The following is a 16,889-nucleotide window of genomic DNA, read 5'->3' as shown; positions in this document are numbered from 1 at the left end:
AAAATAGTTTAAACAGGGGGGATGATTCTTGAGTTTTATCAAATTACTAAAACAAGACATTGATGTCGTGTTTGACCAGGACCCGGCAGCACGCACATATTTCGAAGTCTGCCTGACGTACTCAGGTTTACATGCGATATGGTCCCACCGGATCGCACATGCCTTTTTTCGAAAGAAATTCTTTTTTTTAGCTAGAGTCATTTCACAAATTAGCCGCTTCTTTACAGGTATTGAAATACATCCAGGAGCCAAGATTGGCACACGCTTCTTCATTGATCACGGCATGGGAGTAGTTATTGGAGAGACTTGTGAAATTGGCAATAATGTCACCATTTATCAAGCTGTCACATTAGGTGGGACGGGGGGGAAGGAAAAAGGAAAAAGGCATCCAACTATTAAAGATAATGTCTTGATTGCTACAGGTGCAAAAGTATTAGGCTCCATTACCATTGGTGAAAGTTCAAAGATAGGAGCTGGTTCTGTAGTATTGAAGGATGTGCCCGCCCATTCCACTGTAGTGGGCATTCCAGGAAGAGTAGTCATACAAAATGGTGAAAAGGTAAGAAAAGACTTAGACCATCATAAGCTTCCTGACCCAATTAGTGAGGTTCTCAAAGAAATGGAAGACGAAATTCAGAGCTTGAAAATTGAACTGAAAGAAATACAAGGGGGGGTGAATCATAATGACGATTAGTATATATAATACGTTAACAAGAAAAAAGGAACAATTTGAACCGATTGAAAAGAATCGAGTAAAAATGTATGTGTGTGGTCCTACAGTATATAACTATATTCATATAGGCAATGCCCGTCCTGCCATTGTATTCGATACGATAAGAAGGTATTTTGAATATAAGGGTTATCAAGTAGAATACGTGTTAAATTTTACGGACGTAGATGATAAATTAATTAAGGCAGCTAAAGAATTAGGAGAAGAAGTACCAACAATTGCCGAACGGTTTATTACAGCATACAAAGAAGACGTGGGAGCTCTTGGAGTAAAAGAGGCAGTTTATCACCCGCGCGTAACGGAAACGATGAATGATATCATCACCTTTATTTCCAAATTGGTTGAGAAAGGTCATGCGTATGAAGCGGATGGAGATGTTTATTTTAAAACAAGATCTTTTGCAGATTACGGAAAGTTATCCCATCAATCGATTGATGAGTTACGATCAGGTGCGCGCATCCAAGTTGGTGAAAAGAAACAAGATCCACTAGACTTTGCATTGTGGAAACATACAAAAGATGATGAAATTGCATGGAATTCACCGTGGGGGTGAAGGACGACCTGGGTGGCATATTGAATGCTCTGCGATGGCAAGGAAATACCTAGGAGATACCATTGACATTCATGCTGGAGGCCAAGATCTGACATTTCCTCATCACGAAAATGAAATCGCACAGTCTGAGGCAGGAAATGGCACATCCTTTGCAAATTATTGGATGCATAACGGCTATATTAATATTGATAATGAAAAAATGTCAAAATCACTAGGTAATTTTGTGTTGGCACATGAATTAATAAAAAAACACGATCCAAAAGTGGTTCGATTTTTCATGTTAAGTGTTCATTATCGTCATCCTATTAACTTTAATGATTCACTTCTAGACAGTGCCAAAAACAGCTACGATCGAATAGAAAATGCACTAACCAACCTAAATCACCGCAAAGAAGCAAGTGTTAATTTAGCAACGGATAATCACAAGTGGTTGGCCGAAATAGAGAAATTAAACCAGCAATTTGAAAAAGAAATGGATGACGACTTCAATACAGCGAACGCGATAGCTGTTATGTTTGACCTTGTCAAAGAAGCAAATCTCTATTTGAATGAGGATCATACACACACAGAAGTGATCGACGCATTTTTAAAGACTTTAACCAATTGGCTAGATGTATTGGGAATTCCAAGAATAGCTGAGCAAGAGTTATTAGATGATGAAATTGATGCATTGATTCAAAAGAGAATCGATGCAAGAAAAAATAAAGAATTTGCAACAGCAGATCAAATACGAGAAGATTTAAAGGCCCGAAACATTATCCTGGAAGACACACCGCAAGGTACGAGATGGAAGCGGGGGGGCTAACTGATGGCTATTCATAATCCGAAACAAATGAAAAGTCTTGCCCTTGCGTATATTGGAGATGTCATTTATGAAAAATATATTCGGGAATATGTGATTAATGAGGGCAAAGTGAAAGTGCAACAATTACATCAACATACGGTCACCTTTGTAAAGGCAACCGCACAGGCGAGTGTAATTCATCATTGGATAGATACGAAGATATTAACAGAAGAAGAATTAGCTGTTGTTAGAAGGGGTCGGAACGCTAAATCTTCTGTTCCTAAGAACACCAGTGTCCAAGCTTACCGCTACAGCACAGCTTTTGAAGCTTTAATAGGATTTTTATATCTGGATAATCAAAATGAAAGATTAGAATTACTCATTAAACGTGCAATCGAAATAACAGAGAAAGGAGATGAACAGGAATGAGCGAAGAATGGATTATTGGTAAAAATACAGTTTTAGAAGCATTAGAGTCTGGAAGGGCTATGCAAAAATTATATATTTCAGAGAGTTTAAATGCTACACTATCAAAAAAAATACAAAGTTTAGCGAAATCATATAATGCGCCTGTCCAGCGTGTACCCAAGAAAAAAATAGATCAATTGGTAGAAGGAAACCACCAGGGTGTTGCTGCCCTTGTTGCTGCATACGAATATGCGACTTTAGATCAATTATTTCAAAAGGCGGCAGAAAAAGGTGAAGAACCATTCTTTATCATATTAGACGAAATAGAGGATCCACATAATTTGGGGGGGTCGATTTTACGAACAGCTGACGCTACGGGAGTGCATGGTGTGATCATTCCGAAGCGCAGGGCGGTAGGGTTAACAACGACTGTGGCAAAAACGTCAGTCGGTGCAATTGAATACATTCCGGTTGCGAGGGTAACCAATATTGTACAAACGATAGAAGAGCTGAAATCGCGTAGGGTATGGGTTGTAGGTACAGAGGCAGAAGCAACAGAAGATTACCGTAAATTAGATGGTCATTTACCTGTCGCCCTAGTGATAGGGAATGAAGGCAAGGGAATAAGTCGTCTCGTTAAGAAAAATTGTGATTGGACGGTTCGCTTACCCATGAAAGGATCGGTCTCCTCACTAAACGCTTCTGTTGCCGCTAGTATTTTAATGTATGAAGTACTCCGAAAAAGGGATCATATCGGTGACGTCTAATGGATGTACTGTTGGTTGACGGCTATAATATGATCGGTGCCTGGGAGGAACTTCAAGCTTTAAAGGATAGTGACTTGGAGCAGGCGCGAATACTCCTAATTGATAAGATGGCAGAATATCAGGCCTATAGAAAAAGAAAGGTTATTGTGGTTTTTGATGCGTATGAAGTAAGAGGTTTAGAGAGTAAACAGCAACAATATAAAGTGGAAGTCATGTTTACCAAGGAGAATGAAACGGCAGATCAATGTATTGAACGGTTAGTAAAAAAGATTAAGAATGTCCGGACAAAGGTATATGTTGCCACCTCTGATTATACGGAACAACGAACCATTTTTGCTCAAGGAGCCTTTCGAATATCTGCTAGAGAATTAAATATTGAATTGAAGAATATCGAAAGAGAAATAGAAATGGATATCAGAGAACATCAACAAAAAAAAATAAAGAGTAAAATTCCATTGGATGATGCGACGTTACAAGTGTTTGAGGAGTGGCGTCGTGGTAATAAATAGAAAATGAACGGTTGACTTCATTTAAGCGCTTCCTGTATAATATTGCTATTATAGTCTGCAATACCTAATTTTTGGCATAAAGCCGAGAGGAGTCCCAATATCCATCATGCGATTAGAAAATAGAGACGTTGAATTTAAGCATTTAGATGATAACGAATTAGTATTGCTAGTGCAGGACGGAGACATCCAAGCTCTCGAGTTTTTAATTTATAAATATCGACCATTTGTGCGCGCAAAGGCAAAAACGTATTTCCTTGTAGGAGCTGACCATGAGGATATTGCGCAAGAAGGCATGATTGGTTTATATAAGGCGATTCGGGATTTCCAAAAGGACAAGCTATCTTCATTTAAGGCTTTTGCCGAATTATGTATCACCAGACAAATTATAACGGCGATTAAAACAGCAACAAGAAAAAAGCATATGCCACTTAATTCTTATATTTCATTGGATAAACCTCTATATGAGAATGATTCTGAGCGAACATTGGTAGATGTGATAGAAGCAACGATCGCAATGGACCCACAGGAATTATTAGTGAATAGAGAACGATATGCTGATATGGAAAGTAAATTGGCAGAACTATTGACCGATTTAGAACGAAGAGTACTTCTTTTGTATTTAGAGGGAAAAACCTATCAGGAAATTTCCTCTGAATTAGATAGACACGCAAAATCTATTGATAATGCCTTGCAACGGGTAAAAAAGAAGTTAGAAAAGTATTTAGAAGAAAGCGGTATTTATATTTCTTAATCCAAGCAAGCGTTGACAGTTAGCTTGAACCATGCTACATTAGTATAGGTGTAAAACCCTATATTAGAGGTGGAAAAATTGGGTAAAAAGATCGCGCTGGCATGTGAAATATGTCATGGTAGAAACTATAATACAGAAAAAAACCAATTAATTTCTGATCGTATTGAGATAAAGAAGTTTTGCAAGCATTGCAATCGACATACCATTCATCGTGAAACAAAATAGACTAACCGATAGATAGAAGACAGTTTGGAGGTACCTTCAGTGAAACCAGTAACTTTTTTGAAAAATGTCAATCGGGAAATGAAGAAAGTATCATGGCCAAGAGGGCGTGAATTAACACGTTATACGATTACAGTTATACTAACAGTAGCTTTTGTTACAGTGTTTTTTGCACTGATCGACACAGGTATTACACAACTTCTTAATTTGTTATTTGAATAATTTGCACTCATATATGTTATACTGTAACTAAATACGTGAATAAAGAACCCGTTTGGCGGGTTTTTTAAATGCAATGAAATAGTTGATTAAGGAGAAGCTAATTTAAGGGAGGGAAGGGCGTCAAGGCCCCCTCAATATTATGGAAAAAAGATGGTATGTCGTTCATACATATTCAGGATATGAAAATAAGGTAAAAACAAACCTTGAAAAGCGTTTGGAATCCATGGGGATGGAAGATAAAATTTTTAGAGTATTGGTACCTGAAGATGAAGAAACGGAAATCAAAAATGGTAAAAAGAAAGTTACGAAGAAGAAGGTATTTCCTGGTTATGTTTTAGCGGAAATGGTAATGACGGATGATTCGTGGTACGTTGTGCGTAACACGCCCGGTGTCACAGGTTTTGTAGGATCCGCTGGTACTGGTTCAAAGCCAACCCCCCCGCTATTAGACGATGAAGTAGAAACTGTTCTGAAAAGAATGGGATTTGATGAAACAAGAACAGAAGTAGATTTTGAGTTAAAAGAAACAGTAGAAGTGATGGACGGACCATTTAACGGCTTCTCGGGCACGATTGAAAATATTGATTTAGATAAGCAGAAGGTTAAAGTGCACGTTAATATGTTTGGAAGAGAAACGCCAGTAGAACTGGACTTTGCTCAGATCAAAAGGTTATCGTAAGAAAGTTTCGACATTTAATATGGAAAACCAGCTTGCAATTTTACTCGAAAAATGCTAGAATTTTTATGTTCTATATGCATAGAGTATAAGGTTATTTTTAGCTATATGTAATCGAGTGGGAGGGCGGAGAGCCCTATTACCACATCACGGACTTAAGGAGGTGTGTTTCGTGGCTAAAAAAGTAGATTCAATTGTAAAACTTCAAATTCCAGCAGGAAAAGCGAATCCAGCACCACCAGTTGGACCGGCATTAGGTCAAGCAGGTGTTAATATTATGGGATTCTGTAAAGAGTTTAATGCTCGTACTCAAGATCAAGCTGGTATGATTATTCCAGTAGAAATCACGGTTTTTGAAGACCGTTCATTTACATTCATTACTAAAACCCCACCAGCAGCAGTATTGCTTAAAAAAGCAGCAGGTATTGAATCTGGGTCAGGTGAACCGAATCGTAACAAAGTGGCAACAATTAAACGCGATAAGGTAAAAGAAATCGCAGAATTGAAAATGCCAGATTTAAATGCTGCTGATGTTGAAGCTGCAATGCGTATGGTAGAAGGTACTGCGCGCAGCATGGGTATCGTTATCGAAGACTAATCTCACAGCGTTAAGTAGAAGCGGAAGGTTGCGGTAATGGAGAAAAATTCATAATCCGCAACCTTTATCTTTGAAAAGTTATTTATTTAATAAATAATAAATGCTTTTTGCTTTTAAAAGTGGGAGGTATAACCGTTAAAACCACAAAAGGAGGAAATTAAAATGGCAAAGAAAACAAAAAAACAACAAGAAGCATTGAAACTTGTTGATAATACGAAATTGTATGAAGTAAACGAAGCAGTAGAGTTAGTGAAAAAAGCGTCTACAGCTAACTTTGATGAAACAGTAGAAGTTGCTTTTCGTTTAGGTGTAGATCCTAAAAAAGCAGACCAGCAAATCCGTGGAGCGGTAGTGTTACCACACGGAACTGGTAAAACACGAAAGGTTCTTGTATTTGCCAAAGGCGATAAAGCAAAAGAAGCAGAAGCTGCTGGAGCTGATTATGTTGGTGATCAGGACTTAATCAACAAAATCAACCAAGGCTGGTTTGATTTTGATGTAGTGGTTGCTACTCCTGACATGATGGCTGAAGTAGGTAAGCTTGGTCGCGTATTAGGACCAAAAGGCTTAATGCCAAACCCTAAAACTGGTACAGTAACATTTGAAGTAGAAAAAGCTGTTCAGGAAATCAAAGCTGGTAAAGTGGAATACCGCGTTGATAAACAATCAAATATTCATGTGCCAATTGGTAAAGTATCATTTGATCAGGAAAAACTGGTAGAAAACTTCAAAGCTATAGCAGATACTGTTGTAAAAGCAAAACCACAAGCTTCCAAAGGTGTGTATATCCGTAATGTAGCAGTAGCTTCTACAATGGGCCCTGGAGTAAAAGTTGATTCATCTGCATTTACAAAATAATTACTCTTGACTTTTAGTTGAGAATTTTATATACTTTCTAAGGATCAAATAAACCTTGTAAGATAAATATTTACATTATACCGTAGACAGTAGGTGCTATGCTAGCTTAATTTCCTACCGAGGTGTGTCTGGATAAATAATAAATTTTCTCTTTTTAGAGAATTATTGTGACAGTCATAAACCTTCGCGTCTACTTGATGTGGAGGTTTTCGTTTGATTAAACGGTATAATGATTTCGTAATAGGAGGTGGAATCATGTCAAAAATTATCGAACAAAAAAAGCAGGTTGTAACTGAAATTGCTGACAAGTTTCGTGAAAGCCAATCAACAATCCTTGTAGATTATCGTGGACTTAACGTTTCTGAAGTGACTGCATTACGTACACAATTACGTGAAGCTGGCGTTGAATTCAGAGTCTATAAAAACACAATGACTCGCCGCGCTGTTGAACAGGCAGAGTTGACAGACTTAAATGATATTTTAGTTGGCCCTACAGCAATTGCTTTCAGCAAAGATGATATTGTTGCTCCTGCGAAAGTATTAAATAATTTTGCGAAGGATCATGAAGCACTAGAAATTAAAGGTGGCGTGGTTGAAGGATCTGTTGCGACTTTGGATCAAATCAAAGAACTTGCAAACCTTCCAAACTACGAAGGAATGGTTTCTATGTTGCTCAGTGTACTACAAGCACCAATACGAAACTTTGCATATGCAACAAAAGCTGTTGCGGAACAAAAAGAAGAGCAAGGTGCCTAAGCAATTTGTACGGAAATATAAACTATGTTCGTAAAATAATATAAAAATTTAGGAGGAAATGAACATGTCTAAAGAACAAATTATTGAAGAAATCAAGGAAATGTCCGTTCTTGAATTAAATGACTTAGTAAAAGCAATCGAAGAAGAATTTGGCGTAACTGCAGCGGCTCCTGTAGCAGCAGCTGGTGCGGCTGGTGGAGAAGCAGTAGAAGAACAAACTGAATTTGCTGTAGTACTTGAAAGTGCTGGAGCATCTAAAATCAAAGTTGTTAAAGCTGTTCGTGAGATCACTGGTCTTGGACTTAAAGATGCTAAAGATCTTGTAGATAATGCTCCGGGACCTATCAAAGAAGGCATTTCTAAAGAAGATGCAGAAGAAATGAAAGCTAAGCTTGAAGAAGTAGGCGCAACTGTAGAATTAAAATAAGTTAGATCTCAAGAAAAGCTCGCTATGATAAATGGCGAGCTTTTCTTTCATCCTATAAAATCAAAAATTTAGCAACAGATAATTGCATATTCTCACTTTAATAAGGCGGTGACTATTATGGAACAATACTTCAAACAATCCCCCCTAACGCTAATAGCAATCCCAAAACTTGGAGTTATACGTTAAAGGATCAACCCTTTAAATTTACAACAGATAATGGTGTTTTTTCTAAAAATGAAGTAGACTTTGGTTCGCGCGTTTTAATAGAAAGCTTCAGTCCTCCAGCCATTGAGGGGGGATCTGCTTGACTTAGGATGCGGGTATGGACCAATTTCTATTGCTTTAGCTTCCTCATATTCCGATCGCATAATCTACGGTGTGGATGTAAACCAGAGAGCACTTATGTTAGCAGAACAGAACGCTAAACAAAATGCAGTTTCAAATATTATATTTAAAGAAAGTGATATTTTGTCAGCATTAAAAGGTAAAAAGTTTGCAGCGATAGTAACAAATCCACCGATTCGGGCTGGCAAGAAAGTTGTTCATCAAATGTTTGAAGAAGCGCAAAAGGCTATATTGGAAAACGGAGAACTTTGGGTTGTTATTCAAAAAAAACAAGGAGCTCCATCTGCTCAAAAAAATTAGAAGAATTATTTAGAGAAGTTGAAGTAGTGAATAAAGAAAAGGGATATTACATTTTTAAGGCAAAAAAATTTGACTCTAATAGGCAATTGTGATAGTATTGAAAAATGCCAATAGGACGGAAGGCGTGTCAAGTAAAAATGTTGAATAATGTATATTTTTTTAAAAGATAGATAAAACTATTCAACATGATGACTTTTTAGTGACTTGACATCTTTGGTGTCGCTATAAAAAGGCTATTAGCTAATAGAGAATCTCTACTTAATCTTTTTAGAAATCCTTATACTACTCTCCGCATTACTATTAGTAATCGAATAACATTTGCGCATAGCAAGTGTCAATATATAAACTTGTGTTTTGAAAGATCACAGGTTTGTTCGGTGCGTTAACCGAACAAGTGTCTAACACTTACTAAATTTATACGATCTATAGTAAAATGTCAAATGCCCTATAGTAAGTAATGTATAAACAGGTAAGTGTGGTTTCATTTGTGCTATTTTCATAGCAACTATCTTTTAATATTGATCGAGGGGTGAATCAGTTGACAGGTCAACTAGTTCAATACGGACGACACCGCCAGCGCAGAAGCTATGCGCGTATTAGCGAGGTATTAGAATTACCAAATTTAATTGAGATTCAAACTGTATCCTATCAATGGTTCTTGGATGAAGGTTTGCGAGAAATGTTCCAGGATATTTCTCCTATTGAGGACTTTGCAGGGAATTTATCCTTGGAATTTGTCGATTATAACCTCGGAGAACCTAAATATCCAGTTGATGAATCGAAAGAAAGAGATGTAACATATAACGCTCCTCTTCGTGTGAAAGTTCGTTTGTTAAATAATGAAACAGGCGAAGTAAAAGAACAGGAAGTTTTTATGGGTGATTTCCCATTAATGACAGAAACGGGTACATTTGTGATTAATGCGCCGAGCGTGTTATTGTTTCCCAATTAGTTCGTTCACCAAGTGTTTACTTCCACAAAAAAGTGGATAAAAACGGAAAAAGAGGTTTCGGAGCTACTGTGATTCCCAATCGTGGCGCATGGTTAGAATTTGAAACGGATGCTAAAGATGTAGTACATGTAAGAATTGATCGTACAAGAAAATTACCAATCACCGTATTGTTAAGAGCGTTAGGATTTGGAGACGACCAAGAAATTTTAGAGCTTTTTGGTGATAATGAGTATCTTAAAAATACACTGGAAAAAGACAACACCGAAACAAGTGAAAAGGCGTTACTTGAAATTTATGAACGTCTGCGTCCAGGAGAACCACCAACAGTTGAAAATGCTAAGGGTCTTTTAGTTTCAAGATTCTTTGATCCTAAACGTTATGATTTAGCAAATGTTGGGCGTTATAAAATGAATAAGAAATTACATTTGAAAAATCGTCTGTTTAACCAGATTCTTGCAGAACCATTAGTAGATACTGAAACTGGCGAAGTTATTGCCAATAAAGGTGATCAGTTAGATAGACGTTTGTTAGATAAAATTTTACCTATATTAGACGCAGAGGAAAATCGTTTTGGGGGGGAAAAACTTCTGGATCCTAGTGAAGGTGTATTGAAGGATCCAATCCGAGTACAATCTGTTAAAATAATGGATCCAACAGATCCTGAAGGTGAAAGAACATTAACCGTATTAGGTAACTGTAATGTGGATACCAGTATTAAAAATATTACACCTGCTGATATTCTGTCTGCTATTAGTTATTTCTTTAATATCCTGCATGAAGTAGGGGGATACGGACGATATTGATCATTTGGGTAATCGTCGTTTACGATCCGTTGGTGAATTGCTGCAAAATCAATTCAGAATTGGTTTATCCCGTATGGAACGTGTGGTTCGTGAGAGAATGTCGATTCAAGATACTTCTTCTATCACGCCACAGCAGTTAATCAATATTCGACCGGTGATTGCTTCTATGAAAGAATTCTTTGGTAGCTCTCAATTATCACAGTTTATGGATCAGACTAATCCATTGGCAGAATTGACACACAAAAGACGTCTATCTGCTCTGGGACCAGGTGGTTTAACGCGTGAGCGAGCAGGATTTGAGGTTCGTGATGTACATTATTCTCACTACGGTCGTATGTGTCCAATTGAAACACCTGAAGGTCCTAACATTGGTTTGATAAACTCTTTATCTTCTTTTGCGAAAGTTAATAAGTTTGGTTTTATTGAAACACCTTATCGTCGGGTTGATCCTGAGACAGGTAAAGTATCAACGCATTTTGATTATTTAACTGCGGATGAGGAAGACAATTATGTTGTCGCTCAAGCTAATGCTAAATTAAACGAAGATGGTACGTTTACAGATGAAGAAGTAATTGCAAGGTTCCGTGGAGAAAATATAATTGTTAAGCGAGAAAAACTAGATTATATGGATGTCTCTCCTAAACAAGTAGTTTCGGCGGCGACAGCGTGTATCCCATTTCTTGAAAATGATGACTCTAACCGCGCTCTAATGGGTGCGAACATGCAGCGTCAAGCAGTTCCATTGTTGCAACCAAGATCACCATTAGTTGGTACGGGAATGGAGTATGTATCTGGGAAAGACTCAGGTGCAGCAGTCATTTGTAAATTCGAAGGTATTGTGGAAAGAGTTGAAGCAAAAGAAATACTTGTTCGTCGTATTACGGAAGTAGAAGGAAAAGAAGTAGAAGGTGACTTGGATCGTTATCGACTACAGAAATTTATTCGCTCTAATCAAGGTACTTGCTACAATCAGCGTCCTATTGTTGCCAAAGGGGACCGCGTAGTAAAAGGTGAAATTTTAGCTGATGGTCCTTCAATGGAAAAAGGCGAACTTGCACTCGGACAAAACGTTCTTGTTGGTTTTATGACTTGGGAAGGTTATAACTATGAGGATGCGGTTATCATGAGTGAGCGTCTCGTCAAAGATGATGTGTACACATCTATTCATATAGAAGAATATGAATCAGATGCAAGAGATACGAAGCTTGGACCAGAAGAAATTACCCGTGATATTCCTAATGTTGGCGAAGATGCGTTACGTGATTTAGATGAGCGAGGTATTATCCGCGTTGGAGCAGAAGTAGAAGACGGAGATCTGCTAGTGGGTAAAGTAACGCCAAAAGGTGTGACAGAGTTATCTGCTGAAGAACGCCTGTTACATGCAATTTTTGGTGAAAAGGCTCGTGAAGTTCGTGATACTTCTCTTCGTGTACCACATGGAGCAGGCGGCATCGTATTGGACGTTAAGATCTTTAACAGATCAGATGGCGACGAACTGCCGCCAGGTGTTAATCAGTTGGTTCGTGTCTATATCGTTCAGAAACGAAAAATTCACGAAGGAGATAAAATGGCAGGTCGTCATGGAAATAAAGGTGTTATTTCAAAAATATTACCCGAAGAAGATATGCCGTTTTTACCAGATGGTACACCAATTGATATTATGTTAAATCCATTAGGGGGGGTTCCTTCTCGTATGAATATCGGACAAGTGCTGGAATTACACTTAGGAATGGCGGCAAGACAATTAGGAATTCATGTCGCTTCACCGGTATTTGACGGGGGGGCACGCGAAGAAGATGTATGGGGGGGCACGCTGGAAGAAGCAGGGTTAGCTCGAGATGCTAAAACAGTCCTTTATGATGGCCGTACAGGAGATCCGTTTGATAACCGAATCTCCGTAGGTGTTATGTATATGATTAAATTAGCGCATATGGTGGACGATAAATTACACGCTCGTTCGACTGGGCCTTATTCATTAGTAACGCAACAACCACTTGGTGGTAAAGCACAATTTGGTGGACAGCGTTTTGGTGAGATGGAAGTTTGGGCACTGGAAGCATATGGTGCTGCCTATACATTACAAGAGATTCTTACGGTGAAGTCTGATGATACCGTAGGACGGGTTAAAACCTATGAAGCAATTGTTAAAGGTGGCAATGTACCTCAGCCTGGAATTCCTGAATCATTTAAAGTATTGGTTAAAGAGTTACAGAGTTTAGGCATGGACGTCAAAATGTTATCCGGAGATGAACAAGAAATTGACCTTCGAGATGACGAGGAAGATGACGATACACAATCAGCTGATAACTTTAACTTGGAAATTGAAGAAACTCCAAGCTGATTTGTTACATGTGAAAATTTGATATTCTTATTCTACCCCAGTCTTTCTCTTTAGGCGGACTCGGGGGGGGAGAATTAGCTTGATATAACACTAAGTGAATGAAATCCCATAGATTAAAAGGGAGGTTGACCCTTTGTTAGATGTAAATAAATTTGAATATATGAAAATCGGTTTGGCGTCACCAAATAAGATTCGTTCCTGGTCATATGGTGAAGTAAAAAAACCAGAAACAATTAATTATCGTACTTTAAAACCTGAGAAAGATGGTTTGTTTTGTGAACGCATCTTTGGTCCGCAGAAGGACTGGGAATGTCATTGCGGAAAGTATAAACGTGTTAGATATAAAGGTGTTGTCTGTGACCGTTGTGGCGTAGAAGTTACCAAATCAAAAGTCCGCCGCGAGCGTATGGGTCACATTGAACTTGCTGCACCCGTTTCCCATATATGGTACTTCAAAGGTATCCCTAGCAGAATGGGCTTAGTTTTAGATATGTCTCCTCGTGCATTAGAGGAAGTAATCTATTTCGCGGCATACATTGTAACAGATGCAGGAGACACAGCATTAGAAAAGAAACAATTGTTATCAGAAAAGGAATTCCGAGCCTATCATGATAAATACGGGAATAGTTTCAAAGCCCAAATGGGTGCGGAAGCCATTAAAAAAATATTGCAGGACATCGATCTTGAGAAAGAAGTAGATTTGTTAAGGGAAGAATTAAAATCTGCCCAAGGACAACGTCGTACAAGAGCAATCAAACGCCTTGAAGTATTAGAAGCATTCCGAAATTCAGGAAATGATCCCAGTTGGATGGTCATGGACGTTTTACCGATCATACCGCCTGAACTCAGACCAATGGTTCAGCTTGATGGAGGGCGATTTGCTACTTCTGATTTAAATGACTTATATCGACGAGTAATCAATCGTAATAATCGTCTAAAAAGATTGCTGGATCTCGGGGCACCAAGTATTATTGTTCAAAACGAAAAGAGAATGTTGCAAGAAGCTGTTGATGCGCTAATAGATAATGGCCGTCGTGGTCGTCCTGTAACTGGACCGGGCAATCGTCCTTTAAAATCATTATCACATATGTTAAAAGGGAAACAAGGTCGTTTCCGTCAGAACCTATTGGGTAAACGTGTTGACTATTCTGGTCGTTCAGTAATTGTTGTAGGTCCCTTCTTAAAAATGTATCAATGTGGTCTTCCAAAAGAAATGGCTGTTGAATTATTTAAGCCATTTATTATGAAGGAACTGGTCGAACGTGGTTTAGCACACAACATTAAATCAGCAAAGCGTAAAATTGAAAGATTACATGAAGAAGTATGGGATGTACTAGAAGATGTTATTGAAGAACATCCAGTTCTGTTAAACCGTGCACCAACACTTCACCGCTTAGGTATTCAAGCTTTTGAGCCTGTATTAGTAGAAGGCCGCGCTATTCGTTTGCATCCACTTGTTTGTACAGCATATAATGCTGACTTTGATGGAGACCAAATGGCGGTACACGTTCCTTTATCTGCAGAAGCACAGGCAGAAGCACGAATTTTAATGTTAGCAGCACAAAACATTTTAAACCCTAAAGATGGTAAACCAGTTGTTACACCTTCTCAGGATATGGTGCTAGGTAACTATTACTTAACAATGGAACGGGAAAACGCAATCGGTGAAGGTATGGTATTTAAGGATCTGAATGAAGCATTGATAGCCTATCATAACGGGTATGTGCATTTGCATTCAAGGGTAGCTATCCATCCTAAAAAATTAAAGAAAGAGTCATTCACAGCAGAGCAGAATGAAAAACTAATGATAACTACTGTTGGGAAGCTTATTTTCAACGATATGTTGCCAGAATCTTTCCCATATATGAATGAACCAACGCAGGAAAACTTAGAATTTACTATACCAGATTATTACTTTGTAGAACCTGGGACGAATGTGAAAGATGAAATATCTAAACGCGATATTATCCTTCCATTTAAAAAGGGAATACTTGGTGATATCATTGCTGAAGTATTTAAAAAATTCAAAATCAGTGAAACTTCTAAAATGTTAGATGAAATGAAAGATCTTGGTTTTGTCTTCTCAACTAAAGCAGGTATTACAGTTGGTGTTGCAGATATTGTGGTACTAGCTGAAAAAGAAGAGATTTTAAAAGAAGCACAAGAAAAAAGTCGATAAAGTATTAAAACAATTCCGAAGAGGTTTAATTACTGATGAAGAGCGTTATGATCGTGTTATTTCTGTTTGGTCACAAGCGAAAGATACGATTCAGGATAAATTAATGAAATCATTAAACCCTCGTAACCCAATCTATATGATGAGTGATTCGGGTGCTCGTGGTAATGCATCTAACTTTACGCAATTAGCAGGTATGCGTGGTTTAATGGCCAACCCAGCTGGTCGAATCATTGAGTTACCTATTAAATCAAGTTTCCGTGAAGGCTTAACAGTATTGGAGTACTTTATCTCCACCCACGGTGCGCGTAAAGGTCTTGCCGATACCGCATTGAAAACAGCTGACTCTGGTTATTTAACGAGACGTCTTGTTGATGTAGCGCAAGATGTGATTATTCGTGAAGAAGATTGCGGAACCGATCGAGGCTTAACAGTGTCTTCTGTTAAAGAAGGTACTGAGATGATTGAACCGTTAATTGACCGATTAATCGGAAGAACTGCATTCCAAGATGTTATTCATCCAGAAACTAAGTCTTTAATTGTAGCTAAAAATGGATTTATATCTGAAGATACCGCTAAAGAGATAATTGAAGCAGGTATTGAAGAAGTATTAATTCGTACCGTCTTCACTTGTAATACGAAACATGGGGGGGCATGTAAAAAATGTTATGGCCGCAACTTGGCAACAGGTCAGGAAGTGGAAGTCGGTGAAGCTGTGGGTATTATTGCAGCACAATCGATTGGTGAACCTGGTACACAGTTAACGATGCGTACATTCCACACTGGTGGGGGGGTTGCAGGTAGCGATATTACCCAAGGTTTACCACGTATTCAGGAAATTTTTGAAGCACGTAATCCTAAAGGGCAAGCAGTCATATCAGAAATATTTGGTACGATACAAGACGTAACAGATGTAAAAGACAAGCAGGAAGTAGTCGTACAAGGTACCATTGAAGCTAAGACGTATTCTGTGCCATATGGTTCCAGACTAAAGGTAGCAGTTGGAGATGAAGTAGTAGCTGGTCAACCGCTAACAGAAGGTTCAATTGATCCTAAACAATTATTGAAGGTTCAAGGTGTAGATGGTGTACAAACCTATTTATTAAAAGAAGTTCAAAAGGTTTATCGTATGCAAGGTGTAGAAATCGGTGATAAACACGTGGAAGTTATGGTAAGACAGATGCTTCGAAAAATACGTGTTGCTGATAACGGTGATACTGACGTGTTACCAGGCTCCTTAATGGAAATACACCAATTTAGAAATGCAAACAAACAAGCATTGTTAACGGGTGGGCAACCAGCTGTAGGACGTCCGGTTCTATTAGGTATAACCAAAGCATCACTTGAAACAGACTCATTCTTATCGGCCGCTTCATTCCAGGAAACCACAAGGGTCTTAACAGATGCAGCAATCAAAGGTAAACGTGATGAGTTATTAGGATTAAAAGAAAATGTTATAATTGGTAAGCTGGTTCCTGCTGGTACAGGAATGCAACGTTATCGTCAAATTCAGGAAAAATTAAACGTTGATCCAGCAAAAGTAATCGAAGAAAAAGATTCAGAAGAATTAATTCAATAAAGAGATACTATAGAATTACCTGTCTTATATGGCAGGTAGTTCATCTCTTACTTTTAATTGATAGAAAACAAGGTATTGATGAAACATTTTAAATTATTATCGTTTTTTTGAAATAAAAGTTGACATAAATTT

At 38.2% G+C, this 16,889-nt stretch carries 12 protein-coding genes, 4 pseudogenes and 1 other annotated feature; all 16 genes and pseudogenes read left to right on the top strand.

Going from position 1 to position 16,889, the window contains the following annotated elements; all coding sequences use genetic code 11:
- The first annotated feature begins 28 nt into the window (after window positions 1–28).
- A complete protein-coding gene (cysE, locus tag JCM21714_RS10705) occupies window positions 29–694 on the top strand; it encodes a serine O-acetyltransferase (RefSeq protein WP_035724190.1) in 666 nt (221 codons plus the stop codon).
- Window positions 684–2,088: pseudogene (gene cysS, locus JCM21714_RS10700) on the top strand (cysteine--tRNA ligase). The gene cysE and the pseudogene cysS overlap by 11 nt, the downstream one beginning before the upstream one ends.
- 3 nt (window positions 2,089–2,091) lie before the next feature.
- Complete coding sequence (locus tag JCM21714_RS10695; protein ID WP_035724188.1) at window positions 2,092–2,496, top strand: Mini-ribonuclease 3; 405 nt, start codon at window positions 2,092–2,094, stop codon at window positions 2,494–2,496.
- On the top strand, window positions 2,493–3,242 hold the full coding sequence (gene rlmB / locus JCM21714_RS10690) for a 23S rRNA (guanosine(2251)-2'-O)-methyltransferase RlmB (RefSeq protein ID WP_035724186.1): 750 nt from the start codon (window positions 2,493–2,495) through the stop codon (window positions 3,240–3,242). Before JCM21714_RS10695 ends, rlmB begins: the two co-directional genes overlap by 4 nt.
- Complete coding sequence (locus tag JCM21714_RS10685) at window positions 3,242–3,751, top strand: NYN domain-containing protein (RefSeq protein WP_035724184.1); 510 nt, start codon at window positions 3,242–3,244, stop codon at window positions 3,749–3,751. The genes rlmB and JCM21714_RS10685 overlap by 1 nt, the downstream gene beginning before the upstream one ends.
- Window positions 3,752–3,857: 106 nt before the next feature.
- Window positions 3,858–4,502: an RNA polymerase sporulation sigma factor SigH gene (gene sigH / locus JCM21714_RS10680; RefSeq protein WP_052000517.1), complete on the top strand. Its 645-nt coding sequence runs from the start codon at window positions 3,858–3,860 to the stop codon at window positions 4,500–4,502.
- Window positions 4,503–4,580: 78 nt separating this feature from the next.
- Entirely contained in the window at window positions 4,581–4,727 is a 147-nt protein-coding gene (rpmG, locus tag JCM21714_RS19270; protein WP_084040703.1) for a 50S ribosomal protein L33, read from the top strand.
- Window positions 4,728–4,766: 39 nt separating this feature from the next.
- A complete protein-coding gene (secE, locus tag JCM21714_RS10675; RefSeq protein WP_035724178.1) occupies window positions 4,767–4,946 on the top strand; it encodes a preprotein translocase subunit SecE in 180 nt (59 codons plus the stop codon).
- A gap of 139 nt (window positions 4,947–5,085) precedes the next feature.
- Window positions 5,086–5,625, top strand: a complete 540-nt coding sequence (nusG, locus tag JCM21714_RS10670; RefSeq protein WP_035724175.1) for a transcription termination/antitermination protein NusG — start codon at window positions 5,086–5,088, stop codon at window positions 5,623–5,625.
- Between the two features lie 169 nt (window positions 5,626–5,794).
- Window positions 5,795–6,220 (top strand): 50S ribosomal protein L11, encoded by a 426-nt coding sequence (gene rplK, locus JCM21714_RS10665; protein ID WP_035724172.1) that lies wholly within the window; start codon window positions 5,795–5,797, stop codon window positions 6,218–6,220.
- Window positions 6,221–6,382: 162 nt separating this feature from the next.
- The gene (rplA, locus tag JCM21714_RS10660) at window positions 6,383–7,078 is read left to right on the top strand and encodes a 50S ribosomal protein L1 (RefSeq protein WP_035724167.1); all 696 of its coding nucleotides are present in this window, start codon (window positions 6,383–6,385) and stop codon (window positions 7,076–7,078) included.
- A 62-nt stretch (window positions 7,079–7,140) separates the two neighbouring features.
- Window positions 7,141–7,299: a sequence feature (ribosomal protein L10 leader region), on the top strand.
- A 34-nt stretch (window positions 7,300–7,333) separates the two neighbouring features.
- Window positions 7,334–7,834 carry a 50S ribosomal protein L10 gene (gene rplJ / locus JCM21714_RS10655; protein WP_035724163.1) on the top strand — a complete coding sequence of 167 codons (501 nt, stop codon included), beginning with the start codon at window positions 7,334–7,336 and terminating at the stop codon, window positions 7,832–7,834.
- A 64-nt stretch (window positions 7,835–7,898) separates the two neighbouring features.
- Window positions 7,899–8,261 carry a 50S ribosomal protein L7/L12 gene (gene rplL / locus JCM21714_RS10650; RefSeq protein WP_035724160.1) on the top strand — a complete coding sequence of 121 codons (363 nt, stop codon included), beginning with the start codon at window positions 7,899–7,901 and terminating at the stop codon, window positions 8,259–8,261.
- A 125-nt stretch (window positions 8,262–8,386) separates the two neighbouring features.
- Window positions 8,387–8,998 (top strand): annotated as a pseudogene (locus tag JCM21714_RS10645) (class I SAM-dependent methyltransferase).
- Window positions 8,999–9,444: 446 nt separating this feature from the next.
- Window positions 9,445–13,002: pseudogene (rpoB, locus tag JCM21714_RS10640) on the top strand (DNA-directed RNA polymerase subunit beta).
- Between the two features lie 133 nt (window positions 13,003–13,135).
- Window positions 13,136–16,757: pseudogene (gene rpoC, locus JCM21714_RS10635) on the top strand (DNA-directed RNA polymerase subunit beta').
- The last annotated feature ends 132 nt before the right edge of the window (window positions 16,758–16,889 follow it).

It is taken from the genome of Gracilibacillus boraciitolerans JCM 21714 (genome assembly GCF_000521485.1).
GTDB lineage: Bacteria > Bacillota > Bacilli > Bacillales > Amphibacillaceae > Gracilibacillus > Gracilibacillus boraciitolerans.
The sequence above is the reverse complement of the archived record's forward strand: the minus strand, read 5'-3'. Positions and strand labels throughout refer to the sequence as shown.

Bases quoted from the DNA above. Each gene is read 5' to 3' on its own strand.
- nusG (WP_035724175.1), top strand. From the start codon at position 5,086: ATGGAAAAAAGATGGTATGTCGTTCATACATATTCAGGATATGAAAAT.
- JCM21714_RS10695 (WP_035724188.1), top strand. From the start codon at position 2,092: ATGGCTATTCATAATCCGAAACAAATGAAAAGTCTTGCCCTTGCGTAT.
- sigH (WP_052000517.1), top strand. From the start codon at position 3,858: ATGCGATTAGAAAATAGAGACGTTGAATTTAAGCATTTAGATGATAAC.
- rplL (WP_035724160.1), top strand. From the start codon at position 7,899: ATGTCTAAAGAACAAATTATTGAAGAAATCAAGGAAATGTCCGTTCTT.
- JCM21714_RS10685 (WP_035724184.1), top strand. From the start codon at position 3,242: ATGGATGTACTGTTGGTTGACGGCTATAATATGATCGGTGCCTGGGAG.
- rplJ (WP_035724163.1), top strand. From the start codon at position 7,334: ATGTCAAAAATTATCGAACAAAAAAAGCAGGTTGTAACTGAAATTGCT.
- rplA (WP_035724167.1), top strand. From the start codon at position 6,383: ATGGCAAAGAAAACAAAAAAACAACAAGAAGCATTGAAACTTGTTGAT.
- rlmB (WP_035724186.1), top strand. From the start codon at position 2,493: ATGAGCGAAGAATGGATTATTGGTAAAAATACAGTTTTAGAAGCATTA.